Source organism: Achromobacter pulmonis (genome assembly GCF_021733725.1).
In the GTDB taxonomy this organism is placed as follows: domain Bacteria; phylum Pseudomonadota; class Gammaproteobacteria; order Burkholderiales; family Burkholderiaceae_B; genus Achromobacter; species Achromobacter pulmonis.
The window spans coordinates 916626-941123 of sequence record NZ_JAIFOT010000001.1 but is presented as its reverse complement, the minus strand read 5'-3'; the positions used below and the strand labels follow the sequence as shown (position 1 = coordinate 941123).

The window sequence follows — 24498 nt, the reverse complement described above, 5'->3', positions numbered from 1 at the left end:
GGACGGAGCCGAGACCTGTACTAGAATACGCACCGCAAGGCGGGTCGGGCGATCGCGGTGGATGCGAATCCATCGAGGAAGGTCCGGACTCCACAGGGCAGGGTAGCGGCTAACGGCCGTCCGGTCGCGTCTTCGGACGCGGTCGAGGAACAGGGCCACAGAGACGAGTCTGCGGGGCGGGCGTGCCATGCGCGCACCGATACGGCCATCTCCGTATCGCGCCAGCCGGTAACGGCGGGCGGCATCGCAGGGTGAAACGCGGCAACCTCTACCCGGAGCAACATCAAATAGGCATGCGTGCGGCTTTCGGGTCGTGAAGGGCGGCTCCGTCCGAGTATGCGGGTAGATGGCTACAGCGGCTCAGCAATGATCCGCGCAGAGGAATGATCGTCCGCCAGGGAAACCTGGTGTACAGAATCCGGCCTATAGGCCCGTCTTGCATTGGATTTCCGATCGGCGCGCGCTGCCGCGCGGCTTTTTTCAGGTCTCGATGTCCGCCATCTGGCGCGCAGCCCCCGCCAGTCTTCGGCCGGCGGGCCGGGTAAAACAATGCAAAGGCATTGTTAGCCGCCACTTCTTAAGAACCACATTTAGATAGTGACGCAACCTCCTGATTTATTGGGAGGTTTTTCTATTGGTGAATTTACAAGTTGCTCTAAGTCCTTGTTGTGATTGAAAAAATTGCAACCGTGCGCTTGACCGCCCCATTGCCATACCGTAGAGTGGGAAATAGTAGGAAATTGTGCAATTAAGTGGGGTAAAAGTGGTGTTTCAGGGAAGCAGCGCGCTCACGCTGGATGCCAAGGGGCGGATCTCGATTCCGACCCGGCATCGTGACGCGCTCATGGCGCAGGCCGAAGGCCGCCTGACCCTGACCCGCCACCCGGACGGCTGCCTGCTGGTGTACCCGCGGCCCGAGTGGGAAAAGAAGCGCGAGCAGATTGCCGCCTTTCCCATGACGGCTCGCGCGTTGCAGCGGCTGCTGCTGGGCAACGCTCAGGACGTGGAGCTGGACGGCTCTGGCCGCGTCCTGATCGCGCCTGAACTGCGCAACGCTTCCGGATTGACGCGCGAGGTGATGCTGCTCGGTATGGGCGCGCACTTCGAGCTGTGGGATGCCGCTACCCTGGCAAGCCGCGAGGCTGAAGACCTGGCCAAGGGTATGCCGGATGTGTTGAATCAGTTTTCGTTCTGAAAGAGTTATGGAATTCGAACATCGGCCCGTCCTGCTGGAGCCGACGGTGGACGCGCTGTTGCTGGCCGATTTCGGCGGCAAGGGCGCGACACGGTCGCACGCCCAGGACGAGCCGGCTGCGGCTACGCGCAAGGAACGGGGTGTCTTCGTGGATGGCACCTTCGGTCGCGGCGGCCACAGCCGCGAGCTGCTTGGCCGCCTGGGCCCGGCCGCCCGTCTGGTGGTGTTCGATAAGGACCCCGAGGCGATCGCCGTCGCCAATGCGTTGGCGGCGGTGGATTCCCGGGTGACGGTGGTGCACGGCGGCTTTGCCACCATGGCCGAAGCGTTGCGGCAACGCGGCATCGACAAGGTCGATGGCGTGATGCTGGATCTGGGCGTGTCGTCGCCTCAGATCGACGATGCCGAGCGCGGTTTCTCGTTCATGCGGGATGGCCCGCTCGACATGCGGATGGACACCACTCGTGGACCCACGGTGGCGGATTGGCTGGCGCAAGCCAGTGTGGATGAGATGCGGGAGGTCATAGCGGATTATGGCGAAGAACGGTTTGCTTTTCAGGTTGCAAAGGCGATTGCTGCTCGCCGCGCAACAAGGCCGCTGCGCACCACGCTCGAGCTTGCCGAGTGCGTCGCCAGCGCCGTCCGCACGCGCGAAAAGGGGCAGCATCCGGCCACACGCACCTTTCAAGCTCTACGGATTTACATCAATCGGGAACTCGAAGAGCTCGCGCGCACCCTCGCGTCAGCTCTAGATCTGCTCGCCCCGGGGGGGAGGTTGGCGGTGATCAGCTTTCATTCGCTCGAAGACCGCATGGTCAAGCAGTGCATCGCGGCGGCGGCGCGTCCGGCTGCCGCGCATGCGCGCTTGCCCTTGCGCGAAAGCGAAATGCCCCAGCCGGTGCTGCGCTCCCTGGGGCGCGTGCTGGCCGAAGACGATGAAGTCTCGGCCAATGCGCGCGCCCGTTCGGCGGTGCTGCGGGTCGCCGAACGCACCGCCACGCCCTTGCCCGCCGAGGGCGGCATGGCATTCGTGAAAATCGGTTCGCTGCCCGGCAGCGATCTGGCTCCGCCGCCTCGCCGCGGCGGCAAGGGAGGGCGCCGCTGATGGGTCGCGTCAACCTGATCGTTGCGGCTTTGCTGATGCTGTCGGCCATTTCCCTGGTCACCAGCCGGTATCAGTCGCGCCAGCTCTTTGTCGAGTTGGGTCGCGATCAGGCGCAGGCACGCGACCTGGAAACCAACTGGCGGCGCCTGCAGCTGGAACGCGCCGAGCTGGCGCGCAATGCCCGGGTCGATGTGATCGCGCGCGACACGTTGAAGATGATTCCCATCGTGCCTGACCGCACGCTGTACCTGAATCAACCGCCGCTGCCGCCCGGTGGAGGTGCCCGATGAAGCGCGTGCCCTTCTTCGATAATCCGGTGTTGCGCGGGCAACTGCCGACCTGGCGCGCGCGTTTGGTGCTGATCCTGCTGTTCGGCGGCTTCACCGTGCTGGCCGGCCGTGCCCTGTTCCTGCAAGGGCTGTCCACCGAATTCCTGCAGCAGCAGGGCGAGCGCCGTTACGAGCGCACCCTGACGCTGTCGGCCACCCGCGGCAAGATCATGGACCGCAACGGCTCGGTGCTCGCTTCGAGCGTGCCGGCGCGCGCCATCTGGGCCATTCCCGAAGACCTCAAGCAGGCCACGTCCGCCCAGTTGGATGCGCTGGCCAAGTTGCTGGAAACGCCCATCGCCGACCTGCGGCGCCGGGTCGACGAAGACAGGAACTTCGTGTATCTGAAGCGCCAGGTTTCGATGGACGTGGCCGACAAGATCAAGCAACTGGGGCTGCCCGGCGTGCATCAGCAACCCGAGACCCGCCGTTACTACCCCGACGGCGAGGTGATGGCGCACGTCGTCGGCTTCAATAATGTCGAAGATCAAGGGCAGGAAGGCGTCGAGCTGACGTTCAATCAGCAGTTGTCGGGCCGGCCGGGCAGCCGGCGTGTCATCAAGGACCGGCTGGGCCGGGTGATCGAGGATGTGCAGGCCGTGACCCTGCCGGTCGATGGCCGCGACCTGCGCCTGTCCATCGATACCCGTCTGCAATACCTGGTGTTCAAGGAATTGAAGGACGCCATGGAAAAGCACCAGGCCAAGGGTGCCACCGCCGTGATCGTGGATGTGCATACCGGCGAGATCCTGGCGCTGGCGAGCCTGCCGACATTCGATCCGAACCGGCGCGAAACCTTCCATGGCGCGAACCTGCGCAACCAGGCCATCACCGACACGTTCGAGCCCGGCTCGATCATGAAGCCGTTCACCGCCGCCTTGGCGCTGGACCTGGGCCGTATCACGACGTCGACACTGTTCGAGACCGGCAACGGTCGTTTCACCTATCAGGGCAGCACCATCAGCGATGTCAGCCGCAACGGTACGCTGGACGTGGCTGGCGTGCTGCGCAAGTCCAGCAACATCGGCATGACGATGATCTCCGAGAAGTTGGAGTCGCGCGAAATGTGGGACCGCTTCACCGAGTTGGGACTGGGGCAGGCGCCGCAGGTGGGATTCCCGGGCGCGGCCCCTGGCCGCCTGCGGCCGTGGGAACGCTGGCGCTTGATCGAAAAGGCCACCATGGCCTATGGCTATGGCTTGTCGGTGTCGCTGCTGCAGGTGGCGCGCGCCTATACGGTGTTTGCCCGCAACGGCGACATGGTGTCGCTGACCCTCGTCAAGCGCGACAGCGATCCCACCAGCGTCAAGATCTACACGCCCAAGACCACCGCGCTGGTGCGCGGCATGCTGGAGGCCGCCGCCGGGCCGGAAGGCACCAAGGCCGCCCAGGTCCAGGGTTACCGCGTGGCGGGCAAGAGCGGCACCGCGCGCAAGATCGTCGATGGCAAGTACAGCATGCAGCGCTACCGCAGCTCGTATGTGGGATTCGCGCCGGTGTCCGATCCCAAGATCGTGGTCGCGGTATCGATCGACGAGCCCACGGTCGGCGGTTACTACGGCGGCGCGATCGCCGCGCCCGTGTTCTCCCATATCGTCGGCGGGAGTCTGCGGTTGATGGGGGTGCGGCCGGACGCGCCCTTCGAGTCGACAATCGTTGCCGGTATCAAGGAGCCAGGCAGATGAGCGCCAAGGGCTTCCTCTCATCCTCCGTCGCCACGGTCGAACACGCCGTGGCGTGGTTGCATTCGCGCGTGTCGTTGACCGCGCACCTGAAGCTGGACTCCCGCGAGATCGAGCCGGGCGACGTGTTCGTTGCCTGCCCGGGACTGTCCAGCGACGGCCGCCTGTATATAGAGAAGGCGTTGGCGCTGGGCGCCAGCGCGGTGTTGTTCGAAGCGCCCGCGACCGAAGCCATCGAGGCCGCGGCGGCGGCCGGCAATACGCCGATGCTGCCGGTGAGCGGTCTGCGCGCCCTGTTGGGCGAGTTGGGCGACACCTGGTACGGCCGGCCGTCGGCGGCGCTGGCGGTGGTGGCCGTGACCGGCACCAACGGCAAGACTTCGTCGGTGCAGTGGATCGCCCACGCGCTGGGACGCAACGACAAGCCCTGCGGCACCATTGGCACCCTGGGCGCGGTGCTGCCCGACGGGCAGACGCTGGGCGGCCATCTCACCACGCCGGACGTGCTGACCGTGCACCGTCTGCTGGCGGCCATGCGCGATGCCGGCGCCAAGGCGGTGGCGATGGAGGCGTCGTCCATCGGCATCGAACAGGGCCGTATGGATGGCGTGCGGGTGGCGCTGGCCGCCTATACCAACCTGACCCGCGATCACCTCGATTATCACGGCACGATGGCGCGGTACGAGGCGGCCAAGGCCAGCCTGTTCCGCTGGCCGGGGCTGAGCGCCGCGGTGGTCAACGCCGACGACGAAGCCGGTCGCCGCCTGATCGCCTCGCTGCCGCCGGCGCTGTCGGTGATGGGCTACAGCCTGAGCGCGGATCCGGCGATTCCTGCCGCGATGCGTGCGCGCGACCTGCAGGCCACCGCGCAAGGACAGATATTCACGCTGGTGTCGCCGCATGGCGAGGCGCAGATCGTGACGCGCCTGCTGGGAGCGCACAACGTCTCGAACTTGTTGCTGGTGGCGGGCGTGCTCTACAAACTGGGCCTGCCCTTCGCGCAGATCGCGCGCGAACTGGCCGCGACCGATCCGGTGGATGGTCGACTGCAAACGGTGGAACCGGTGGCGCTCGCCTCCCAGGCCCATGCCGGCCGCGGGGCGCTGGTGGTGGTCGATTATTCGCACACGCCGGACTCGCTGGCGCGCGCCTTGATGGCGTTGCGCCCGGTGGCCCAGGCGCGCGCCGGCCGCCTGGTATGCGTGTTCGGTTGTGGCGGCGATCGCGACGCAGGCAAACGCCCCGAGATGGGACGCATCGCAGCCGAGCTGGCCGACCATGTCGTGGTGTCGAGCGACAATCCGCGCAGCGAATCGCCCGACGTCATCGTGGCGCAGATCGTTGCCGGCATTCCGGCTTCGGTGATGGCCGAGGTCCAGGTGGACCGTGCCCGCGCCATTATGCAGACCATCTGGGCCAGCGCGCCGGAAGACGTGGTGCTGCTGGCGGGCAAGGGGCACGAGACCTACCAGGAAATCGCCGGCGAGAAACTGCCTTTCGATGACCGGGAATGGGCGCGGCTGGCGCTGTTGCTGCCGCAGGTCAAAGGCGTTTCCACCGACACCCGGCGCATTGGCGCCGGCGAGATGTTCGTGGCGCTGGTGGGCGAGAACTTCGACGCCCACAATTATCTGGACCAGGCCGCCGAGCGCGGCGCCTGCGCCGCGGTGGTGGCGCACGCCGTGCCGGAATCGAGCCTGCCGCAACTGGTGCTGGGCGATACCCGCGTGGCGCTGATGCGTATCGGCGCCGCCTGGCGCGCCCGCTTCTCGCTGCCGGTGGTGGCGGTGACAGGCAGCAACGGCAAGACCACTACCAAGGAAATGATCTCGGCCATGCTGGCCGGCTGGCAAGGCGAGGAAGGCCGTCTCGCGACCGCTGGCAACCTGAACAATGACATCGGCGTGCCGCTGACGGTGCTGCGCCTGCGGCCGGAGCACCGCGCCGCCGTGTTCGAACTGGGCATGAACCACCCGGGCGAGATCGCCCAATTGGCGGCGATCGCGGCGCCCAGCGTGGCGCTGGTCACCAACGCCCAGCGCGAGCACCAGGAATTCATGCATACCGTGGAAGCGGTGGCGCTGGAAAACGGTGCCGCCATCGCCGCGCTGCCGGCGGATGGCGTGGCCGTGTATCCGGGCGACGAGCCGTACGCGGCGATCTGGGACAAGCTCGCCGCGCCGCGCCGCGCGTTGCGCTTCGGCCTGCAGCCGGGGCTGGATGTCTACGCCGAACAGATTCTGGCGGACGTCGATTCGACGCGTTGCCGCGTGGTGACGCCGATGGGCAATGCCGATCTAGTGTTGCCGGTGCCTGGCGTGCACAACCTGCGCAATGCGCTGGCGGCGATCGCCAGCAGCATCGCCGCAGGCGTGCCGCTGGATGTCGCCGTGCGGGCGCTGGCTGGTTTCAGTCCAGTCGCGGGCCGCATGCAGCACAAGAAATTGAGTGACGGAACGTTGCTCATCGACGACACCTACAATGCCAACCCCGACTCGGTTCGCGTGGCCATCGATGTGCTAGCCCGCATGGCCGGCACGCGTGTCCTGGTGCTGGGCGATATGGGCGAAGTCGGGGACAACGGCCCCGCCATGCATGAAGAGGTGGGCAATTACGCGCGCGAGCTCGGGCTCGACGCGCTCATCACGCTAGGCGAAGCCAGCCGGGCGGCCGCGGCCGCCTACGGTTCGGGCGCGCACGCCTGCGCATCGGTAGACGAAGTGGTTGCCGCATTGCGCGGCCTGCGCGCGTCCTGCGTATTGGTGAAAGGATCGCGCTTTATGCGCATGGAGCGGGTAGTGACGGCTTTTACTTCGAATGACGGACATGCGTCCAAGGGGCAGGGGGACAACCATGCTGCTTGAGATCGCCCGCCTGCTTTCCGATGATGTGCGCGCCTTGGGTGTGTTCGAGTACATCACGCTGCGCGCGGTGCTGGCCTGCGCCACCGCGCTGCTGATCGGCCTGGTGGCCGGCCCGCGCGTGATCCGCAAGCTGACCGAGATGAAGATCGGCCAGGCGGTGCGTTCCTATGGCCCGGAAAGCCACCTGGTCAAGACTGGCACGCCGACCATGGGGGGCGTGCTGATCCTGATTTCCATCGCCATCAGCACGTTGTTGTGGGCCGACTGGACCAACCGCTTCGTCTGGGTGGTGCTGCTGGTGACCTTCGGTTTTGGTTGGATCGGCTGGATGGACGATTACCGCAAGGTGGTCTATCGCGATCCCGAAGGCATGCCGGCGCGCCAGAAGTTTTTCTGGCAGGCCTCCATCGGCCTGGTGGCGGCGGTGTATCTGGCATTTGCCGTGTCGGCGCCGGCCAACGCCGAGTTGTGGCCCCTGTTCAAGGCCTGGGTCGGTAGTGGCTTCACGATGTCGCTGCCGACGCGCGCGGACCTGATCGTGCCGTTCTTCAAGACGGTCAGCTATCCGCTGGGCGTGCTCGGCTTCGTGGCGTTGACCTGGGCTGTGATCGTCGGCACCAGCAACGCTGTCAATCTGACCGACGGCCTGGATGGCCTGGCGATCATGCCCACCGTGATGGTCGGCAGCGCGCTGGGCATCTTCGCCTACGTGGTCGGCCGTGTCGACTACTCGAAGTATCTGTTGTTCCCGTATATCCCGGGCGCCTCGGAGCTGATGGTGCTGTGCGCGGCGATCGGCGGCGCGGGGCTGGCATTTTTATGGTTCAACGCGTATCCGGCGCAGGTGTTCATGGGTGACGTCGGCGCGTTGGCGCTGGGTGGGGCGCTGGGCACGATCGCGGTCATCGTGCGCCAGGAGATCGTGCTGTTCATCATGGGCGGCGTGTTCGTGGTCGAGACCCTGTCGGTGATGATCCAGGTGACGTGGTTCAAGTACACCAAGCGACGTTATGGAACAGGTCGACGCATATTCCGCATGGCTCCGCTGCATCATCACTTCGAAGTGGGCGGCTGGAAGGAAACCCAGGTGGTCGTGCGTTTCTGGATCATCAGCATGATGCTGGTGCTGATTGGCCTCTCTACCCTGAAGTTGCGATGAATATGAATGAAACCTCCCGCGCCGACGCGCCGCTCGTCCTGATCCTTGGATTGGGCGAGTCGGGTGTCGCCGCCGCACGCTGGAGCGCCCGCCAGGGCGCCCGCCTGCGCGTGGCCGACACGCGCGCCGAGCCGGGGGGATTGTCCGCGCTGCGCGATGCGCTGGCGCAGGCCGAGGTGGAATACCGCCTGGGCTGCGACACGTCTTTCGATCTCGCGCTGCTGGATGGGGTCGACCAGGTCGTCGTCAGCCCGGGGCTGGCGCCCGACGGCGCGCCGGCCGGCGATCTGCTGCGCGAAGCCAAGGCTCGCGGCATCGAAGTCGTCGGCGAGATCGAGCTGTTTGCGCGGGCGCTGGCCGAACTGGCCGAGACCCGTGAATACCGTCCGCGCGTGCTGGCCGTGACCGGCACCAATGGCAAGACCACCGTCACCGCGCTGGCGCGCGACCTGATCGCGGCCAGCGGCCTGTCGGTGCAGGCTGCCGGCAATATCAGTCCGGCCGCGTTGACCGCCTTGATGCAGGCGCTGGATGCCGATGCGCTGCCGCAAGTGTGGGTGCTGGAACTGTCGAGCTTCCAGCTGGAGACTACGCACACGCTGATGGCCGACGCGGCCGTCGTGCTCAACGTGACGCAGGATCACCTGGACTGGCATGGCGGCATGGACGCCTATGCGCGGGCCAAGGCGCGCCTGCTGAAGATGACGCGCATCGCCATTGTCAATCGCGATGATCCGTATACCGTGGACATGGTGCCGTCGCTGGATGCCATGCCGGTGCGCAGCTTCGGCCGCGACGTGCCGGAGCTGGTCGGCGACATGGGCCTGGATCTGGGGCAGGGCGTGGCCTGGCTGGTGGCGGCCGAGCCGGTCGATTTCGACGAACCCGTGGCGCCGGTGCGCCGCAAGAAGGGCGCGCCGGAGCCGGTGCGGGCCAAGGGCCGCATGAGCCGCCTGATGCCGGTCGATGCCCTGCGCATCCGCGGCATCCACAATGCCTTGAATGCGCTGGCCGCGTTGCAGCTGGCACGTTGCCTCGACCTCGGTTGGGGCCCGATGCTGCGCGCCCTGCGTGAATATGCCGGCGAACCGCATCGTGCCGCTTTTGTGCGCAATATCGGCGGCGTGGACTACATCAACGATAGCAAGGGCACCAACGTCGGCGCTACCGTGGCCGCGCTCGAAGGCATGGGCCAGCCGGTGGTGCTGATCGCCGGCGGCCAGGGCAAGGGCCAGGACTTCTCGCCGTTGATTCCGGTGGTGTCGCGCCATGCGCGCGCCGTGCTGCTGATCGGCCAGGATGGCCCCGAGATCGGCCGGGTGCTGGCCGCCACTGGCGTCGACTGCATTGCCGTGGCATCGCTGCGTGACGCCGTGCGCCGCGCCGCCGAACTGGCGCAGGCCGGTGACGTGGTGCTGCTGTCGCCCGCCTGCGCCAGCCTGGACATGTTCCGCAACTACCCGCATCGCGGGCAAGTGTTTGTGGAAGAGGTCGAAGACCTGGCCCGCGACCGAGGAGAGGTGGCATGAGCCTGATCGCCGATCTCACCGCCAGCGTCAATGCCGTACGGCCCGGCCGTACCCGCATGCGCAATTTCGACATGCCGCTCGCGATCGCGGCCTCGACGTTGCTGCTGCTCGGCCTGCTGATGGTGTACTCGGCGTCGATCGCGCTGGCCGACGGCCCGCGCTATGCGTCGTATGGACGCTATTACTTCGTGATCCGCCATGGCTTGTTCGTCTGCACCGGCCTGGTGGCGGGGGCGGTTGTGCTGGCGGTGCCGATCCGCGTCTGGCAGCGCCTGGCGGTACCGCTGTTCGTGGTGGCGATAGTGCTGCTGGCGGCGGTGCTGGTCCCGGGGATCGGCCGCGAGGTCAACGGCGCGCACCGTTGGATCCCGCTGGGCCCGCTGAATTTCCAGCCGTCCGAACTGATGAAGCTGGCCGCGCTGCTGTATGCGGCCGACTACACGGTGCGCAAGCAGGAGCACATGCAGGCCTTCGCACGCGGCTTTTTGCCGATGGCGTTCGCGCTGGCGGGCGTGGGCATGCTGCTGCTGCTCGAACCCGACCTGGGCGCGTTCATGGTGATCGTGGCGATCGCGATCGGCATCCTGTTCCTGGGCGGCATCAACGGCAAATACTTCAGCAGCCTGCTGGCGGTGCTGGTCAGCACCTTCCTGATGCTGATCTGGCTGTCGCCGTGGCGCCGCGCGCGTCTGTTCGCCTATCTGGATCCCTGGAACGAAGACAATGCCTACGGCAGCGCCTATCAGTTGTCGCATTCGCTGATCGCCCTGGGACGCGGCGAATGGCTGGGCGTGGGCCTGGGCGCCAGCGTCGAGAAGCTGCACTACCTGCCCGAAGCCCATACTGACTTTCTGATGGCGGTGGTGGGCGAGGAACTCGGCTTCGCCGGCGTGATGCTGGTGATCACGCTGTTCGCCATCATCGTCTATCGCGGTTTCGACATCGGCCGCCAGGCCATCGCCATGGAACGCACGTTCGCCGGTCTGGTGGCGCACGGCGTGGCGATGTGGTTCGGGGTGCAGGCCTTCATCAACATGGGGGTGTGCCTGGGGCTGCTGCCGACCAAAGGGCTGACGCTGCCGCTGATGAGTTATGGCGGCTCGGGCGTGGTGATGAATCTGTGCGCCCTGGCCATGCTGATACGGGTGGATGTGGAAAACCGCATCATGATGCGCGGAGGACGGGTATGACCGCGTCGTCGCGCACCATCCTGATCATGGCCGGCGGCACCGGCGGCCACATCATGCCCGGCCTGGCCGTGGCCGATGTGCTGCGCCAGCGTGGCTGGCGCGTGCTGTGGCTGGGCAACCCCGACAAGATGGAAGGCAAACTGGTGCCGCCGCGCGGCATCGAGCTGGTGCCGCTGCGCTTTGCCGGCGTGCGCGGCAAGGGCGTGGCGGCGTTGCTGAAGCTGCCTTTCCTGCTGCTGCGCGCCTGCGCGCAGGCGTGGTCGCGCCTGTCGGCGGTGCGCCCCGACGTGGTGCTGGGCATGGGCGGCTATGTCGCCTTCCCCGGTGGCGTCATCGCGGCGCTGCGCGGCACGCCGCTGGTGGTGCACGAACAGAATGCGGTGGCCGGCACCGCCAACAAGTGGCTGGCCCGCATGGCGCGCCGCGTGCTGAGCGGGTTCCCCGGCGTGCTGCCCAAGGGCGAGGCCATGGGCAACCCGGTGCGCGCCGACCTGTGCGCCTTGCCCGATCCGGCGCAGCGCTATGCCGGCCGTGGCGGTCCGCTGCGGCTGCTGGTGGTGGGCGGCAGCCTCGGTGCTCAGGCGCTCAATACCGCTGTGCCGCAGGCGCTGGCGCGCCTGCCACGGGAAAGCCGTCCCGTGGTGGTGCATCAGGCCGGCGAACAACACTTGCCGGCGCTGCAGCAGGCCTACGCCCAGGCGGGTGTGGCGGCCGACTGCCGCGCCTTCATCGACGACATGGCCGGCGCCATGGGCGATGCCGACCTGCTGATCTGCCGCGCGGGCGCCATGACGGTGTCCGAAGTGGCCGCGGCGGGCGTGGCGGCGCTGTTCGTGCCGTTCCCCCATGCCATCGACGACCATCAAACCGCCAACGCGCGCTTCCTGAGCGACGCGCAGGCCGCCTGGCTGCAGCCGCAGAACGCCTTGAGCCCCGAGTGGCTGGCGGACTGGCTTGGCCAGCGCAACCGACAAGAACTGCAAGCCGTCGCAGAACGGGCCCGCGCGCATGCGCACCCGGAAGCGGCGGCGCACATCGCCGACGTCTGTGAACAGGCAGCGGGGCGTTCATCATGAAACACAGAATCCAACATATCCATTTCGTAGGCATCGGCGGCTCCGGCATGAGCGGCATCGCCGAGGTGCTGCTCAACCTGGGCTACACCGTCAGCGGTTCCGACCTGAACGAGTCGGCGGTGACGCGCCGTCTGGCCGGCCTGGGCGTGAACATCGCCATCGGTCACGTCGCCAGCAACGTCACCGGCGCTGGCGCCATCGTCACCTCCACCGCGGTGGCGGGCGACAACCCCGAGGTCATCGCGGCCCGCGCCGCGCGCATCCCGGTGGTGCCGCGCGCCATCATGCTGGCCGAGCTGATGCGTCTGAAGCGCGGCATCGCGGTGGCCGGCACGCATGGCAAGACCACCACCACGAGCTTGGTGGCAAGCGTGCTGGCCGCGGCCGACCTGGACCCGACCTTCGTGATCGGCGGGCGCCTGAATTCGGCCGGCGCCAACGCGCGCCTGGGGCAGGGCGACTACATCGTGGTCGAGGCCGACGAATCCGACGCCTCGTTCCTGAACCTGCTGCCGGTGATGGCCATCGTGACCAACATCGACGCCGATCACATGGACACCTATGGCCACGACGTGGCCCGCCTCAAGAGCGCATTCATCGAGTTCACCCAGCGCCTGCCGTTCTACGGCAGCGCGGTGCTGTGCAGCGACGACGCCAACGTGCGCGAGATCATGCCGTTCGTGTCGCGCCCCATCACCACCTACGGCCTGAACGAAGAGGCCATGGTGCGCGGCTATGAGGTGCGGGCCGAGGGCACGCGCATGCGTTTCAACGTGCAGCGCAGCCAGGGTGACACGCTGTTGCCGCCGCTACAGGTGGAACTGAACCTGCCGGGCCTGCACAACGTGCGCAACGCGTTGGCGGCGATCGCCGTGGCGACCGAACTGGGCGTGTCCGACGAGGCGATCCGCGATGCGCTGGCCTCGTTCAAGGGTGTGGGCCGGCGCTTCACGCAGACGGGCGAGTTCCCGGTGCCCGCCGCGCATGGCGGCGGCGCCTTCACGGTGATCGACGACTACGGCCATCACCCGGTGGAAATGGCCGCCACGCTGGCCGCCGCCCGCGGCGCCTGGCCTGACCGCCGCATCGTGCTGGCGTTCCAGCCGCACCGCTATACGCGCACCCGCGATTGCTTCGAGGACTTCGTGCGCGTGCTGGGCACGGCCGACGCGGTGTTGCTGACCGAGGTCTATTCGGCCGGCGAGCCGCCGCTGGTGGCCGCCGACGGCCGTGCCCTGTCACGCGCCTTGCGCGTGGCCGGCAAGGTCGAGCCGGTGTTCGTCGAGGACGTGGCCGACCTGCCGCAGGCAGTGGTGGATTTCGTGCGCGATGGCGACGTGGTCATCGTCATGGGCGCGGGGTCGATCAGCAAGGTCCCGGCCCAAGTTGGAGAATTGGCATGAGCGCGACATTCGGCAAAGTGGGTGTGTTGTACGGCGGCCGGTCCGCCGAACGCGAAGTGTCCCTGATGTCCGGGGCCGGCGTGCACGAGGCGTTGCTGAGCGCCGGCGTCGATGCGCATTTGTTCGACACGGGCGAGCGCAGTCTGGCGGAACTGGCGGCAGAGGGCTTCGAACGCGTGTTCATCGCGCTGCATGGCCGCTTCGGCGAAGACGGCTCGATCCAGGGCGCGCTCGAACTGCTGGGCATTCCGTACACCGGCAGCGGTCCGCTGGCTTCCGCGCTGGCCATGGACAAGACCATGACCAAGCGGGTGTGGCTGCAACACGGCCTGCCCACGCCCGCATTCGAATTGCTGGACGCCGAGACCGAGCTGCGCCTGGTGCCCGATCGTCTGTGCCTGCCCTTGATCATCAAGCCGCCGCATGAAGGGTCGACGGTAGGCATCACCAAGGTCGTGGGTTATTCCGACATGAAGGAAGCCTATGCCCTGGCCGCCAAGTTCGACGCCGAAGTGCTGGCCGAGCAGTTCATCGCGGGCCGCGAATTGACGGTGGCGATACTGGGGGGCGGCAAGACCGCGCGCGCGTTGCCGGTGATCGAGATCGCCGCGCCCGGCGGCAACTACGACTACGAGCACAAGTACTTCTCCGACGACACGCAGTACTTCTGCCCGGCGGCGCTGCCGCCGGCCGTGGCCGAGGAAGTCGCCGACATCGCGGTGCGCGCCTATCGCGCGCTGGGCTGCGAAGGCTGGGGCCGCGCCGATTTCATGCTGGACGCCGACAACCGCCCCTGGCTGCTTGAAATGAATACCTCGCCCGGCATGACCAGCCATTCGCTGGTGCCGATGGCGGCTCGTGCCACCGGCATGAGCTATGCCGAACTGTGCGTGGCGATCCTGGCCGATGCCTCGTGCAAGTTGCACAGCGCGGCCCGTAATCCTTGACCCGGACATTCTGTGTGGAACGACGCTCGCACTACCAACCTGATCGCCAACACGCTAGCCGTGCTGGCGGTCTGCGCCATGCTCGTCGCGGGCGTGGTGTGGGTGGTGCAACGGCCGTATTTCACCTTGTCGGCGATCGAACTGGAATCCATGCCGGATACCGAGTTGCACTATGTCTCGCCGGGCGCGGTGCGCGCGGCGATCGTCGGCCGCTTCAAGGGCAATTTCTTCACGGTGGACCTGAACGAGGCGCGCGAGATCTTCGAGTCGGTGCCCTGGGTGCGCCACGCCACCGTGCGGCGGATCTGGCCCAACGTGCTGCGTGTGCGCATCGAGGAGCAGCAGCCGCTCGCGCTGTGGAACGAGAACCAGATGATCAACACCTGGGGCGAGGCGTTCACGGCCAACACGGGCGAGGTGGACGACGAGACAGTGTTGCCGCAGTTCTCCGGCCCCGAGGGCACCGAGTCGCTGGTGGTGCAACGCTACGCCGAGCTGGCGCGCTGGTTCGCGCCGCTCGATATGCACGTCAAGCAGCTGGAGCTCAGTCCGCGCTATGCCTGGCGCGTGGTGCTGTCCAACGGCATGCTGCTGGACCTGGGCCGCGATCCGGGCGCCGACGCGCCGGATCCGCATGGTCTGCCCGGCGCGCTGCCGTTCGCGGCGCGCATTCAACGTTTTGTGCAGGCCTGGCCCGCCGTGGCGGGGCGCCTGGAAGGGCGCACCATCACGCAGGCCGACCTGCGCTATCCCAATGGTTTCGCCCTGGCGCTGGCCCCGTTGCCCGCGTCGGCAAACAAACCCAAATCCACACCGAAACCTCCCAAGAAACGCTAACGCCATGACCCGTGACATCAAGGACCTTATCGTCGCCCTCGATATCGGCACCAGCAAGGTGGTGGCTGTGGTGGCTGAAATCCTGCCCGAAGGGCGATTCGAAGTGCTCGGTCTCGGCCAGCACGAGTCGCGCGGCATGCGCAAGGGCGTGGTCGTCAATATCGAGACCACCGTGAATTCGATTCAGCGCGCGCTTGAAGAAGCCGAGCTGATGGCGGATTGCAAGATCCGCGACGTCTACACCGGCATCGCCGGCAGCCATATCCGCAGCTTCAATTCCAGCGGCATGGTCGCCGTGAAGGACAAGGAAGTCACCGCCACCGATGTCGCCCGCGTCATCGAGACCGCCAAGGCGGTGAACATCCCGACCGACCAGCAGGTGCTGCACGTGCTGACGCAGGAATTCATTGTCGATGGACAGGAAGATATCCGCGAACCCATTGGCATGAGCGGCCTGCGCCTGGAAGTGCGCGTGCACATCGTGACCGGCGCGGTCAGCGCGGCGCAGAACATCGTCAAGTGCGTGCGCCGCTGCGGCCTGGAAGTGCAGGACCTGATCCTGCAACCGCTGGCCTCGAGCCTGGCCGTGCTGACCGCCGACGAGAAGGAGCTGGGCGTGGTCCTGGTGGACATCGGCGGCGGCACCACCGACGTGGCGATCTTCACTGGCGGCGCGATCCGCCACACCGCCGTGCTGCCGATCGCCGGCGACCAGATCACCAATGACATTGCGGCCATGCTGCGCACGCCGACGCCCGATGCCGAGGAAATCAAGCTGCGCTATGGCGTGGCCAAGCAGGTGCTGGCCAGCCCCGACGAATCGGTGGAAGTGCCGGGCCTGGGCGACCGCGGTCCGCGCCAGGTCAAGCGCCAAGCGCTGGGCGCGGTGATCGAGCCGCGCGTGGAAGAGCTGTTCACGCTGGTGCAGCAGGTGGTGCGCGACTCCGGCTACGAGGACCTGCTGGCTTCCGGCGTGGTGCTGACCGGTGGCTCGGCGCAATTGCCCGGCATGATCGAACTGGCCGAGGACGTGTTCCTCAAGCCGGTGCGTGTGGCGGTGCCCGAGTACGAAGGCAGCCTGGCGGATGTGATGCGCAACCCGCGTTTTTCGACCGTGATGGGGCTGTTGCAGGAAGCGCGCATGCAGCGCGTGCGCGGCCGCAAGGTCGCCGCGCAGACCGGCAATTTCAAGAGCCTGTTGGCGCGCATGAAGGAATGGTTCATGAATTGAAGAGGGGGGCAGGTTGGGGCCTGCTCCTTGGCACGATTCGCAGCGGTAAGGCGGGCCGGGCCAGAAAGGGGAGGCGTCTCAAACCCGTTGCGGACCAAAGCAGTCGGCTTCGGCTTTGAGGCGATTCACAAAATATAGGTTGTTGGGGAATTTTTGTGATTTGCAAAATCGGACTTGTGAGGGAGTCATCATGATGAACTTTGAGATGCTTGAGAACAACACCAAAGGGACCGTAATCAAGGTCGTTGGTGTGGGCGGTGCGGGCGGCAATGCCGTCGCGCACATGATTCGCAGCGGCGTGCATGGCGTGGACTTCATCTGCGCCAACACCGATGCGCAGGCGCTGGCGGCGACCAACGCCCCGGTGCAGATCCGCCTGGGCCGCACCGGCCTGGGCGCGGGCGCCAAGCCCGAGCAAGGCCGCGCGTCGGCCGAAACCGCGCGTGAAGAGATCCGTGCCGCCCTGAACGGCGCGCACATGGTCTTCATCACTGCCGGCATGGGCGGCGGCACCGGCACGGGCGCGGGCCCGGTCGTGGCCGAAGTCGCCAAGGAGCTGGGCATTCTGACGGTGGGCGTGGTCACCAAGCCCTTCTCGTTCGAAGGCAACAAGCGCCTGAAGATGGCCGAGGACGGCATCGCCGAACTGGCCAAGCACGTGCATTCGCTCATCGTGGTGCTCAACGAGAACCTGTATGAGCTGATGGACGAGGACGCGACGCAGGAAGACTGCTTCCGTTCGGCCGACGATATCCTGCACAACGCCTGCGCGGGTATCGCCGAAATCATCAACGTCGAAGGCAACGTCAACGTCGACTTCGAAGACGTCAAGACGATCATGGGCGAGCAGGGCCAGGCCATGATGGGCACGGCATCGGCATCGGGCGCTGACCGCGCCCGCGTCGCCGCCGAGCACGCCATTGCCTGCCCGCTGCTGGAAGGCGTGGATCTGAACGGCGCGCGCGGCGTGCTGGTCAACATCACCGCCAGCCGCTCGCTGAAGATGCGCGAAACGCGCGAAATCATGGAAACGATCCGCAGCTACGCTTCGGACGACGCCACCGTGATCTTCGGCACCGCCTACGACGAATCGATGGGTGAAAACCTGCGCGTGACGGTGGTTGCGACCGGCCTGGGCCGTGCGCAGGCGCGTCCGCAACTGGTGCAGAACACCGCCGAGGCGCTGCGCACCGGCACCGACAACCTGCCCATGGGCACGATGCCGGCCGCCGGCCAGGGCGACTACCGCAATCTGGACATGCCGTCGGTGATGCGCAATCCGCGCAGCCAGGCGTCGGCCCAGGTGCGCGCGCTGGAAAGCTCGGGCATGGATCACTTCGACATCCCGGCGTTCCTGCGCAAGCAGGCGGATTGAACCTGGGGCCTGGTTTCAGGCTCCCATGCACTCCCTCATCTCCGGCTTGCCTGTCCCCGCAGGCAAGCCGGAGGCGGAGCGGTCCGTGTTTCGTTTGTATCGCTTGAATCGGGGACAGTCTTATCGGTCGGTCCAGACGCCTTGATGGCGTTGAGAACCGGACAGAGTTACAATACGACGGTTATGCCGGCAATTTCTTGTCATCTTGACGGCTTCCTGGCCCTAAATACCTTAGTCTCATGTTCCGACAGCGCAGCATCCAGAATCTCGTCCGCACGACAGGCGTCGGCGTCCACTCCGGACGGCGGGTCGAGCTCACCCTGCGTCCGGCGGCGCCCAATACAGGCATCGTGTTCCACCGCGTCGACCTGCCCGAAGTCGTAGACTTGCCGGCGCAGGCCATGGGCGTGGGCGATACGCGCATGGCATCGGTGCTGCAACAGGGCAACGTCCGCGTGTCGACGGTGGAACATCTCATGTCGGCGCTGGCCGGCCTGGGCATCGACAATCTGCATATCGACCTCACTGCCGAAGAAGTCCCCATCATGGACGGCAGTGCGGCAACCTTCGTGTACCTGTTGCGCTCGGCGGGCATTGTCGAGCAGAACGCGCCCAAGCAGTTCATCCGCGTGTTGAAGACGGTGGAAGTGCGCGAGGGCGAAGGCCGCAACGAGAAGTGGGCCAGGCTTGAACCCCATGAAGGGTACGCGCTGGCCTTCTCGATCGACTTCCGCCACCCGGCTATCGACTCGACCGCGAATTTCGCTGAAATCGACTTCGCCACCCATTCGTACGTGCGCGAGATCGCGCGCGCCCGCACCTTCGGCTTCGTCAACGAAGTCGAGGCGCTGCGCTCGATGGGCCTGGCCCGTGGCGGCAGCCTGGACAACGCCATCGTGATGGATGAATACCGGGTGCTGAACAGCGATGGCCTGCGCTATGACGACGAATTCGTGAAGCACAAGATCCTGGACGCCATCGGCGACCTGTATCTGTTGGGCAAGCCCCTGGTGGCGCGCTACGTGGCGTGCAAGTCGGGCCACGGCCTGAACAACCAGCTGGCGCGCGCGCTGCTGCAGCAGCGCGATGCCTGGGAGTTGGTGACCTACGAATCGCAAGCCGAGGCGCCGCAGGCGTTCCGGCACGAATGGCAACTGGCCTGAGGCCGGTTTGCCACTGATGGCCGGTGTGCCGGGGTCCGTCCCCGGCACACCGGCCATTTTCATTGGACGGCGCCGACAGGCCTGATCCGTACGCGCCGGCGGCACCGCCTGGCGCAGGCCGCGGCGGTCATCCCGTCCGGCAATCCGGCCATGGCGGCCATCCGAAGGGGCGGCATCCAGGCGAGCCCGGCGATCTTCAGCTACTCTTGTGGTGCTTCAATAGCTTGGCGACCGCGTCGGCCAGCGGGCCGGGGCGCAGGTTGTCGTGCAGGGTCTCGAAGGCGCCCAGCGCGGCCTCTCCCAGCGGCTGCGCCTCTTTGGGCGGCAGCGGCTTGCGGGTGCCGGGCTTGGGCAGGCCGGCTTGTACCTTGACCGCAATTTCGTTAAGGTTCCAGCCTTGGTTCGCCAAGGCCTGCGCGATGCGCGGGGCCAATTGACGCATCTTCGCCGCGTGCGCGGCACTGGGCACCACCAGTTGAAGGCGCTGGTTTTCCAGCTTGCCTACCTGGCAGACGGAACCCAGCGGGGCGGGCAGGATCGCCGCCACCGCATATTGGATTTGCAAGTGCTTGCGGGCGGTCGCCAGTACCCCGGCGCCCCGCATGTCATGACCCAGCCATCCCAGGGCGGTATTTTCCCTTCGCCGGCTGGAACTGGAACGTTGGCGGTATGAAGTAGGTCTATTCATCCCGGCTCTGAGAATTAGGAAGCAAACCTTGAAAATCGTGATTATGCACGCCCGCGATGGGCAGGACGGGCATTTCACCCTGGGAGGCGCGCGCCTGGCGTTGTTTCTCGGGGGCGCGCTGATCACGGCCGCCATCTTCGGCGCGGCCCTCCAGCGCTACATTACGCCTATGCTGCCCGCGGTACGCACCGTCGGGTGGCCGTTGGCCGAGCAACCGGGGCGCGATGCGGATTTCCTGCGCGGCAACATGAACCTGCTGGCCGCCAAGGTCGGGGCGCTGCAGGCCAAGCTGGCCAGCATCGACGGCCTGGGCCAGCGGGTGGCGAAAGTCGCGGGCGTGGCCTATACCGACCCCGAAGTGGCCAGGCAGTTGGCCGGGGCGCCGGTCGATACGTCGCAAGCGCCTGAAGCCACGCAGGTAATGGATGATCTGCTCACCGAAGGCGCGCCGGCCGGCGCCACTTCAGCCGAGGCCCTGGGCCGCCAGTTGGACGAGATCCAGGAGCGGCTGGCGCTGCAGAGCGATAACCTCAAGCTGCTGGACGCGGCGCTGACGCGGCGTTCCGCCGACCAGGCGCGCATGCCGACGGCGATGCCGATCACCGACTATCCCTATCTCAGTTCCTCCTATGGCTGGCGCCGCAACCCGGTCACCGGGCGGCCGGCGATGCACGAAGGGCTGGACTTCGCCGCGCCGCCGGGCACGCCGATCCTGGCGGCATCGGGCGGCGTGGTGCTGGAAGCCAAATTCCATCCGGGCTACGGCAACATGGTCGAAATCGATCATGGCGACGGCCTGATTACGCGTTACGCCCACGCCTCGTCCCTGCTGGTCAAGCAGGGGCAGTTGGTCGAGCGCGGCCAGCCGGTGGCGCGGGTCGGCTCGTCCGGCCGCTCCACCGGACCGCACCTGCATTTCGAGGTGCGCCTGGCCGGCCAGCCGCTCGATCCGCGCCTGTTCCTGGGGGCACAGCAGAACGCTCCGCCGACGCTGGCGCAAGCCGGCGCCAGCAGCGCCGCGCGCTGATGCGCGATCCGGGCTACAGTGCCACCTGGCCATAGGATCAGGCTATAACGCGCCAGGTGCGTTAAACTGGTTCGTTTCCCAGCGGGACCCCCGCTCAACCAATAAATCAAGTCACGGGCGACGCCGTCCTTTGCCCCTTGCGGGTGCGGCGGGACTCGTGCGGCCGACATACGCATGGTTTCTCTGCTCAAAAAACTCATAGGCAGCCGCAACGACCGGCTGCTTAAGCAGTATCGCAAGCTGGTAACCCAGATCAATGGGCTGGAGCCCAAGATCTCCGCGCTTTCCGATGCGGAACTGGCGGCCAAGACCGCGGAATTCCGCGCCCGCCACGCGCAGGGCACGTCGCTCGACGAGCTGCTGCCCGAAGCCTTCGCTGTCGTGCGTGAAGCCGGCAAGCGGGTGTTCGGCATGCGCCACTTCGACGTCCAGATGCTGGGCGGTATCGCGCTGCACAGCGGCAAGATCGCCGAAATGCGCACGGGGGAAGGCAAGACGCTGATGGCGACCCTGCCGGTCTACCTGAACGCGATCGCCGGCAAGGGCGTGCACGTGGTCACGGTGAACGACTACCTGGCCCGCCGCGACGCCGAATGGATGGGCCGCCTTTATCACTTCCTGGGCCTGACCACGGGCGTGGTGGTGCCGCAGCAGCCGAACGAGGAAAAGAAGGCCGCCTACGCCGCCGACATCACCTACGGCACCAACAACGAATTCGGTTTCGACTACCTGCGCGACAACATGGAATACCGTGTTGAGGACCGGCGCCAGCGCGGCCTGTTCTACGCCATTGTCGACGAAGTGGACTCGATCCTGATCGACGAGGCGCGCACGCCGCTGATCATCTCCGGCCAAGCCGAAGACCATACCGAACTCTACATCCGCATGAACGCGGTGCCGCCGCTGCTGACCCGCATGGCCAGCGAGCCCAAGCCGCAGGAGCCGGAACCCGAGGGCGACTACTGGGTCGACGAAAAAAGCCAGCAGGTCTACCTGTCGGAAGCCGGCCACGTCAACGCCGAAGGCATCCTGGCGCGCCTGGGCATCCTGCCCGAGGGCGAGTCGCTGTACGACCCGCGCCACATCGCGCTGATGCACCACCTGATGGTGGCGCTGCGCGCCAACACGCTGTTCTTCCGCGACCAGCAGTACGTGGTGCAGGACGGCGAAGTCATCATCGTCGATGAATTCACGGGCCGCCTGATGGTGGGCCGCCGCTGGTCCGACGGCCTGCACCAGGCGGTCGAGGCCAAGGAAGGCGTGAAGATCCAGCACGAGAACCAGACGCTGGCCTCGATCACCTTCCAGAACTACTTCCGCATGTACGAGAAGCTGTCCGGCATGACCGGCACGGCCGATACGGAAGCGTACGAGTTCCAGGAGATCTACGGGCTTGAAACGGTCATCATCCCGACCAACAAGCCCATGGTCCGCAAGGACCAGAACGACCAGGTGTTCAAGACCGACGCGGAAAAGTACAACGCCATCCTCGAGGACATCCGCGACTGCCACGAGCGCGGCCAGCCGGTGCTGGTGGGCACCACCAGCATCGAGAACTCGGAGCTGCTGTCGGGCCTGCTGAAAAAGGCCAAGCTGCCGCACGAAGTGCTGAACGCCAAGCAGCATGCGCGCGAAGCCGAGATCGTCGCCGAAGCCGGCAAGCCGGGCCACATCACCATCGCCACCAACATGGCGGGCCGCGGCACTGACATCGTGCTGGGCGGCAGCGTCGACAAGCAGGTCGACCTGATCCGCGCCGACGAGGCGCTGTCCGAGGACGAGAAGACCGCGCGCATCGAGAAGGTGCGTGCCGACTGGAAGCCGCTCAACGATCAGGTCAAGGCCGCCGGCGGCCTGCGCATCATCGGCACCGAACGCCATGAATCGCGCCGTATCGACAACCAGCTGCGCGGCCGTGCTGGCCGCCAGGGCGATCCGGGCTCGTCGCGTTTCTACCTGTCGCTGGAAGATTCGCTGATGCGCATCTTCGCCGGCGATCGTGTGCGCGCCATCATGGAGCGCCTCAAGCTGCCCGAGGGCGAGCCGATCGAGGCCGGCATGGTGACGCGCTCCATCGAGACCGCGCAGCGCAAGGTGGAAGGCCGCAACTTCGACATCCGCAAGCAATTGCTGGAATATGACGACGTCGCCAACGACCAGCGCAAGGTGCTGTACACGCAGCGCAACGAAGTGCTGGAAGCGGCGAGCGTCGGTCCCATGGTCGAGAACCTGCGCGACGCCGCCGTGGTCGAGCTGTTCAACACCTACGTGCCGCCCGAGTCGGTGGAAGAGCAGTGGGATATCCCCGCGCTGCAGAAGGCGCTCGAGGCCGATTGGCAAGTTCACTTGCCGCTGGTCGAGATGCTCGAGAAGGAAGCGAACCTGACCGACGAAGACCTGCGCGAGCGCGTGGTCGCGGCGGCGCGCGGCGTCTACCAGGGCAAGGTCGACCAGGTCGGCGTGGAATCGTGGTCGCAGTTCGAGCGTTCGATCATGCTGCAGGCGATCGACACGCACTGGCGCGAGCACCTGTCGGCGCTGGACTACCTGCGCCAGGGCATCCATCTGCGTGGCTATGCGCAGAAGAATCCCAAGCAGGAATACAAGCGCGAGGCCTTCGAATTGTTCTCGGGCATGCTGGACCGCATCCGCGACGATGTGGTGCGCGTGCTGATGACGGTGCGCGTGCAGTCGTCCGAGCAGGTCGAGCAGGCCGAGGCCGAGGCGGCCCAGTCGCATGTGCAGAACGTGCAATACCACCATTCGGACTACGACGAGGCATTGGCCCAGGCAGCCGACGACTCTGGCGCCCAGCCGGTGCGCAACGTGATGCCCAAGGTGGGGCGCAACGATCCCTGCCCGTGCGGCAGCGGCAAGAAGTACAAGCAGTGCCACGGCAAGCTGGTCTGAGCGGATAACGCCATGCTGCATGCCGTCGGCCAGACCGAGTTCGACCACGCCGTGGTCATGGTGCGCGACCGGCTCGACGCGCTGGCGCCGCACTTCGAGCGCCAGGGCTTTCACCTGAGCGACAAGGCCGTGCACAACCTCGGTTCGTGCAATCGCCTGATCGTGCTCGAAGGCACATACGTCGAACTGCTGGGCTGGCCGCCCGGCGCGCCACCGGCGCGCAAGGAAATTGCCGATTCGCCCTTCGGGCTCGAGGCGCTGGTGTTCCGCACCTACGACGCCGAGGCCACGCGCGAGCGTCTGCTCGCCGCCGGCTTCGCCGTCAATCCGATGCAGGAATTGTCGCGTCCCGCCATGCTGGACGGCCAGGAAGTGCAGGCCCGTTTCCACACCGTGCGTTTCGCCGAGCAGCCGCTGCCCGGCATCCGCATGTATTTCTGCCGCCACCTGACGCCCGAGTGTGTCTGGTCGCCTGCGCTGATGGCCCACCCCAATGGCGCCCGCGGCTTGTATCGCATCGACGCCCGCGCCGCCCAGCCGCGGCAGGTGGCGGAGCGTCTGGCCCTGGTGGCCGGCGTCACGGCCGAGGCCGCGGCCGGCGGCGGCTGGGACGTGCCCCTGGCCAACCTGCGGATCCACGTGCGGGAAGATCCCGCGGCCGTCGTGCCCACGCTGGCGACGTTGACGCTGGAAAACCGCGACGGCGCCCACTACACCCTCGATACCGGCGTCTGAACCCGGCGTCTGACGCGACCCGCGCCTGTGTGGCGCGGCGCGCCATCCGCCGT

At 66.6% G+C, this 24498-nt stretch carries 19 protein-coding genes and 1 other RNA gene; 19 read left to right on the top strand and 1 reads right to left on the bottom strand.

Annotated elements, in window-relative coordinates; genetic code table 11:
- Window positions 1-36: 36 nt before the first annotated feature.
- The 16 genes from rnpB (at window position 37) to lpxC (ending at window position 19085) form a co-directional block, all read left to right on the top strand.
- An RNA gene (gene rnpB, locus K2W61_RS04245) (RNase P RNA component class A) lies at window positions 37-442 on the top strand.
- A gap of 324 nt (window positions 443-766) precedes the next feature.
- Window positions 767-1195 (top strand): division/cell wall cluster transcriptional repressor MraZ, encoded by a 429-nt coding sequence (gene mraZ, locus K2W61_RS04240; protein WP_175134765.1) that lies wholly within the window; start codon window positions 767-769, stop codon window positions 1193-1195.
- 7 nt (window positions 1196-1202) lie between these two features.
- The gene (rsmH, locus tag K2W61_RS04235; RefSeq protein WP_175134766.1) at window positions 1203-2300 is read left to right on the top strand and encodes a 16S rRNA (cytosine(1402)-N(4))-methyltransferase RsmH; all 1098 of its coding nucleotides are present in this window, start codon (window positions 1203-1205) and stop codon (window positions 2298-2300) included.
- Window positions 2300-2590 (top strand): cell division protein FtsL, encoded by a 291-nt coding sequence (gene ftsL, locus K2W61_RS04230; RefSeq protein ID WP_175134767.1) that lies wholly within the window; start codon window positions 2300-2302, stop codon window positions 2588-2590. Before rsmH ends, ftsL begins: the two co-directional genes overlap by 1 nt.
- Complete coding sequence (locus K2W61_RS04225) at window positions 2587-4314, top strand: peptidoglycan D,D-transpeptidase FtsI family protein (RefSeq protein ID WP_175141806.1); 1728 nt, start codon at window positions 2587-2589, stop codon at window positions 4312-4314. The genes ftsL and K2W61_RS04225 overlap by 4 nt, the downstream gene beginning before the upstream one ends.
- The gene (gene murF / locus K2W61_RS04220) at window positions 4311-7175 is read left to right on the top strand and encodes a bifunctional UDP-N-acetylmuramoyl-L-alanyl-D-glutamate--2,6-diaminopimelate ligase MurE/UDP-N-acetylmuramoyl-tripeptide--D-alanyl-D-alanine ligase MurF (protein ID WP_175134769.1); all 2865 of its coding nucleotides are present in this window, start codon (window positions 4311-4313) and stop codon (window positions 7173-7175) included. The genes K2W61_RS04225 and murF overlap by 4 nt, the downstream gene beginning before the upstream one ends.
- Window positions 7165-8334 carry a phospho-N-acetylmuramoyl-pentapeptide-transferase gene (mraY, locus tag K2W61_RS04215; RefSeq protein WP_175134770.1) on the top strand — a complete coding sequence of 390 codons (1170 nt, stop codon included), beginning with the start codon at window positions 7165-7167 and terminating at the stop codon, window positions 8332-8334. The genes murF and mraY overlap by 11 nt, the downstream gene beginning before the upstream one ends.
- A complete protein-coding gene (gene murD / locus K2W61_RS04210; protein ID WP_175134771.1) occupies window positions 8331-9863 on the top strand; it encodes a UDP-N-acetylmuramoyl-L-alanine--D-glutamate ligase in 1533 nt (510 codons plus the stop codon). Before mraY ends, murD begins: the two co-directional genes overlap by 4 nt.
- On the top strand, window positions 9860-11053 hold the full coding sequence (gene ftsW / locus K2W61_RS04205) for a putative lipid II flippase FtsW (protein ID WP_175134772.1): 1194 nt from the start codon (window positions 9860-9862) through the stop codon (window positions 11051-11053). Before murD ends, ftsW begins: the two co-directional genes overlap by 4 nt.
- Complete coding sequence (murG, locus tag K2W61_RS04200) at window positions 11050-12129, top strand: undecaprenyldiphospho-muramoylpentapeptide beta-N-acetylglucosaminyltransferase (protein WP_175134773.1); 1080 nt, start codon at window positions 11050-11052, stop codon at window positions 12127-12129. Before ftsW ends, murG begins: the two co-directional genes overlap by 4 nt.
- Window positions 12126-13532 carry a UDP-N-acetylmuramate--L-alanine ligase gene (murC, locus tag K2W61_RS04195; protein ID WP_175134774.1) on the top strand — a complete coding sequence of 469 codons (1407 nt, stop codon included), beginning with the start codon at window positions 12126-12128 and terminating at the stop codon, window positions 13530-13532. Before murG ends, murC begins: the two co-directional genes overlap by 4 nt.
- Complete coding sequence (locus K2W61_RS04190; protein WP_175134775.1) at window positions 13529-14479, top strand: D-alanine--D-alanine ligase; 951 nt, start codon at window positions 13529-13531, stop codon at window positions 14477-14479. Before murC ends, K2W61_RS04190 begins: the two co-directional genes overlap by 4 nt.
- 12 nt (window positions 14480-14491) lie before the next feature.
- Entirely contained in the window at window positions 14492-15316 is an 825-nt protein-coding gene (locus K2W61_RS04185) for a cell division protein FtsQ/DivIB (protein ID WP_236755105.1), read from the top strand.
- 4 nt (window positions 15317-15320) lie between these two features.
- Window positions 15321-16547, top strand: a complete 1227-nt coding sequence (ftsA, locus tag K2W61_RS04180) for a cell division protein FtsA (RefSeq protein WP_006217473.1) — start codon at window positions 15321-15323, stop codon at window positions 16545-16547.
- Window positions 16548-16737: 190 nt separating this feature from the next.
- Window positions 16738-17922 carry a cell division protein FtsZ gene (gene ftsZ / locus K2W61_RS04175; RefSeq protein ID WP_020925134.1) on the top strand — a complete coding sequence of 395 codons (1185 nt, stop codon included), beginning with the start codon at window positions 16738-16740 and terminating at the stop codon, window positions 17920-17922.
- Window positions 17923-18161: 239 nt separating this feature from the next.
- On the top strand, window positions 18162-19085 hold the full coding sequence (gene lpxC, locus K2W61_RS04170) for a UDP-3-O-acyl-N-acetylglucosamine deacetylase (RefSeq protein WP_175134777.1): 924 nt from the start codon (window positions 18162-18164) through the stop codon (window positions 19083-19085).
- Between the two features lie 196 nt (window positions 19086-19281).
- Here the strand turns inward: lpxC and K2W61_RS04165 are convergent, their stop codons facing one another.
- Window positions 19282-19689, bottom strand: coding sequence for a flagellar hook-length control protein FliK (locus K2W61_RS04165; protein ID WP_175134778.1), 408 nt, complete (start codon window positions 19687-19689; stop codon window positions 19282-19284).
- Between the two features lie 127 nt (window positions 19690-19816).
- On the opposite strand from K2W61_RS04165, the gene K2W61_RS04160 reads away from it, so the two are divergent.
- The 3 genes from K2W61_RS04160 to K2W61_RS04150 all read left to right on the top strand — a co-directional run bounded on the left by K2W61_RS04160 (window position 19817) and on the right by K2W61_RS04150 (window position 24445).
- On the top strand, window positions 19817-20800 hold the full coding sequence (locus K2W61_RS04160; RefSeq protein ID WP_236756945.1) for a M23 family metallopeptidase: 984 nt from the start codon (window positions 19817-19819) through the stop codon (window positions 20798-20800).
- Window positions 20801-20974: 174 nt separating this feature from the next.
- Entirely contained in the window at window positions 20975-23710 is a 2736-nt protein-coding gene (gene secA, locus K2W61_RS04155; RefSeq protein WP_175134779.1) for a preprotein translocase subunit SecA, read from the top strand.
- A gap of 12 nt (window positions 23711-23722) precedes the next feature.
- The gene (locus K2W61_RS04150) at window positions 23723-24445 is read left to right on the top strand and encodes a VOC family protein (protein ID WP_175134780.1); all 723 of its coding nucleotides are present in this window, start codon (window positions 23723-23725) and stop codon (window positions 24443-24445) included.
- Window positions 24446-24498: the final 53 nt, after the last annotated feature.

Bases quoted from the DNA above. Each gene is read 5' to 3' on its own strand.
- rsmH (WP_175134766.1), top strand. From the start codon at position 1,203: ATGGAATTCGAACATCGGCCCGTCCTGCTGGAGCCGACGGTGGACGCG.
- ftsL (WP_175134767.1), top strand. From the start codon at position 2,300: ATGGGTCGCGTCAACCTGATCGTTGCGGCTTTGCTGATGCTGTCGGCC.
- K2W61_RS04225 (WP_175141806.1), top strand. From the start codon at position 2,587: ATGAAGCGCGTGCCCTTCTTCGATAATCCGGTGTTGCGCGGGCAACTG.
- murF (WP_175134769.1), top strand. From the start codon at position 4,311: ATGAGCGCCAAGGGCTTCCTCTCATCCTCCGTCGCCACGGTCGAACAC.
- mraY (WP_175134770.1), top strand. From the start codon at position 7,165: ATGCTGCTTGAGATCGCCCGCCTGCTTTCCGATGATGTGCGCGCCTTG.
- murD (WP_175134771.1), top strand. From the start codon at position 8,331: ATGAATATGAATGAAACCTCCCGCGCCGACGCGCCGCTCGTCCTGATC.
- ftsW (WP_175134772.1), top strand. From the start codon at position 9,860: ATGAGCCTGATCGCCGATCTCACCGCCAGCGTCAATGCCGTACGGCCC.
- murG (WP_175134773.1), top strand. From the start codon at position 11,050: ATGACCGCGTCGTCGCGCACCATCCTGATCATGGCCGGCGGCACCGGC.
- murC (WP_175134774.1), top strand. From the start codon at position 12,126: ATGAAACACAGAATCCAACATATCCATTTCGTAGGCATCGGCGGCTCC.
- K2W61_RS04190 (WP_175134775.1), top strand. From the start codon at position 13,529: ATGAGCGCGACATTCGGCAAAGTGGGTGTGTTGTACGGCGGCCGGTCC.
- ftsA (WP_006217473.1), top strand. From the start codon at position 15,321: ATGACCCGTGACATCAAGGACCTTATCGTCGCCCTCGATATCGGCACC.
- ftsZ (WP_020925134.1), top strand. From the start codon at position 16,738: ATGATGAACTTTGAGATGCTTGAGAACAACACCAAAGGGACCGTAATC.
- lpxC (WP_175134777.1), top strand. From the start codon at position 18,162: ATGTTCCGACAGCGCAGCATCCAGAATCTCGTCCGCACGACAGGCGTC.
- K2W61_RS04165 (WP_175134778.1), bottom strand. From the start codon at position 19,689: ATGCGGGGCGCCGGGGTACTGGCGACCGCCCGCAAGCACTTGCAAATC.
- K2W61_RS04160 (WP_236756945.1), top strand. From the start codon at position 19,817: ATGCACGCCCGCGATGGGCAGGACGGGCATTTCACCCTGGGAGGCGCG.
- secA (WP_175134779.1), top strand. From the start codon at position 20,975: ATGGTTTCTCTGCTCAAAAAACTCATAGGCAGCCGCAACGACCGGCTG.
- K2W61_RS04150 (WP_175134780.1), top strand. From the start codon at position 23,723: ATGCTGCATGCCGTCGGCCAGACCGAGTTCGACCACGCCGTGGTCATG.